This window comes from Myxacorys chilensis (assembly GCF_059505265.1).
Genome location: NZ_JCACKG010000032.1, coordinates 1 through 2,082, shown reverse-complemented (window position 1 = coordinate 2,082; position 2,082 = coordinate 1). Strand labels below are relative to the sequence as shown.

Below are 2,082 nucleotides of genomic sequence, written 5' to 3'. Positions count from 1 at the left end.
CGCGCCGGCGTGCCGCTGCTCGAGATCGTGTCGCGCCCGCACGTGCGCTCCACCGAGCAGGCCCGCCAGTACCTGGCCGAGCTCCGCGCCATCCTCGTCGCCTGCGGCATCTCCGACGGGAAGATGGAGGAGGGCTCCCTGCGGGTGGACGCCAACGTGTCGGTCCGCCCCGAGGGGTCGAGCGAGCTGCGCACGCGCTGCGAGATCAAGAACCTCAACTCCTTGCGCTCGCTCGGCCGCGCCATCGAGCACGAGGCCACGCGCCAGGCCGAGCTCCACGCCGCGGGGGAGCGGGTCGTGCAGGAGACGAGGCACTGGGACGAGGCGCAGGGCGTGACCGGCACCATGCGCTCGAAGGAGGAGGCGGACGACTACCGGTACTTCCCCGAGCCCGACCTGGTGCCGGTCGACCCCGACCCGGCCTGGGTCGCCCAGATCGCGGCGTCGCTGCCGATGCTGCCGGCGGCCCGTCGGGCCCGGCTCGCCGGTGCCGCCGGCGAGGCGCGCGCCGCCGAGGCCGTGGTGGTCGTGGTCGACCGCGGCCAGGACGACCAGGCCCTCCTGGCCATGGCCTGGGTGACCCGCCTGGCCGGCGGTGCCAGTGGTGCCGACGGTGGTGCCGAGGCCGTCACGACCGGTAGCGGTCTTCGCGGGTACGTGGCGTCGCCGTCGACCTGGGTGGTGGGCGACGCCGACCTGGCCGACGCCATCGCTGCGCCCGACGCGGCCAAGGGACGTGTGCTGGTCCACGTCGCCCAGAACCTGGCCGGCGACCGCGGTGGCGAGCTGGCGCCGGTCCGCCTGGCCGAGCTGGTCGCCCTGGAGGTGGCGGGCGAGCTCACCGCGACCCAGGCCAAGCAGGTGCTGGCCGAGCTGGTGGGCGACCCGTCGGCCACCGCCGCCGACGTGGCCAAGGCCAAGGGCTTCGAGGCCATGGACACCGGGGCGCTCGAGGCGGCGGTCGACGCGGTGATCGCCGCCAACCCCGCCGAGTGGGAGCAGTTCACCACCGGCGACCCGAAGGTCCGCGGCAAGCTCACCGGCTTCTTCATCGGCCAGGTCATGAAGGCCACCAAGGGCCAGGCCGACGGCAAGGCCGCCACCGCCCTCCTCAACCAGCGCGCCACCAGCTGACCCACCTCTGCGCCGGGCCGCCGAGGGCCCGCTCCTGAAGGGCCCGCCCCTGAATGGCCAGCGTCCCGTCCTCGTCGCAGATCTGGTCGACATGGAGCCTTCGATGCGACAAGAACGGCACAGGAGCTGCCCGGGGTGCAGGGGGTTGCCATTCCGGCCACCCGGGTCGAGCTCGGGAGACCGTCCGGCTCAGCCGGTACGGGCGAGCGTGAGCGCGTCGGCGATGTGGGCCACGACGTAGGACGGATCCTCCACCACGTCGCGGTAGGTGAACTCCAGGACGTGGAAGCCCGCCAAGTGGAGTCCGTTGCGCCGACGTGCGTCGTTCGCCAGCTGCAGTGCCGTGCTGTGGTGCTGGTGCCCGCCGACCTCGACGATGACCCGCTCGGGTTCGTAGAGGAAGTCCACCCTGCCGACGAAGGCGCCTCGGCGTTCGATCCGCTGCTGGCACTTCGGGATCGGCAACCCGGCGTCGGCCAGGACCCGGAGCAGCTCCCGCTCCAGCCAGCTCTCGGTGGCCGCGCCCGTGCGCTCCGTCAGGATCTGCTCGAAGGCGCGGACGCCGTTGCGGCCTCGACAGCGGACCTGCTCGAGGCGCCAGCACAGCCACTGCTCGGTTGCCTTGCCGTCACGGATCGCAGCGTCGACCGCGTTCCGGACCACGTCCATCGGAATCTGGGGGACGAGGGCAGCGAGCGTCAGGAGGGTCCGGGCCACCCCCAGGGTGGGGATCCCGGCGACCTCCAGGAGATCATCGTGCGGCAACCAGGTGCTCGTGTGGACGGTCGGGCCCGGCGAGCTGCGTCGACGGTGTGCGTGCCGGAGCACGACCTCAAAAGGCGCATCGATGCGGAACCCGCCGAGGCCGTGCAGCGCGGCTGCCGAGCGGTGCGAGGCCACCGCGCCGTGGTCGAGGCAAGCCAGTGCCAGCGCCTGGTGTGGCGTCCG

At 73.1% G+C, this 2,082-nt stretch carries 2 protein-coding genes; one reads left to right on the top strand and one right to left on the bottom strand.

Annotated features, from left to right (window positions below; translation table 11 throughout):
• Positions 1–1,134: Asp-tRNA(Asn)/Glu-tRNA(Gln) amidotransferase subunit GatB (locus AC5JLB_RS01825; protein ID WP_495872152.1), on the top strand; the 1,134-nt coding region annotated here is incomplete at its 5' end.
• 189 nt (positions 1,135–1,323) lie between these two features.
• Here the strand turns inward: AC5JLB_RS01825 and AC5JLB_RS01820 are convergent.
• A partial coding sequence (locus AC5JLB_RS01820) for an endonuclease domain-containing protein (protein WP_495872151.1) occupies positions 1,324–2,082 on the bottom strand: 759 nt, incomplete at its 5' end.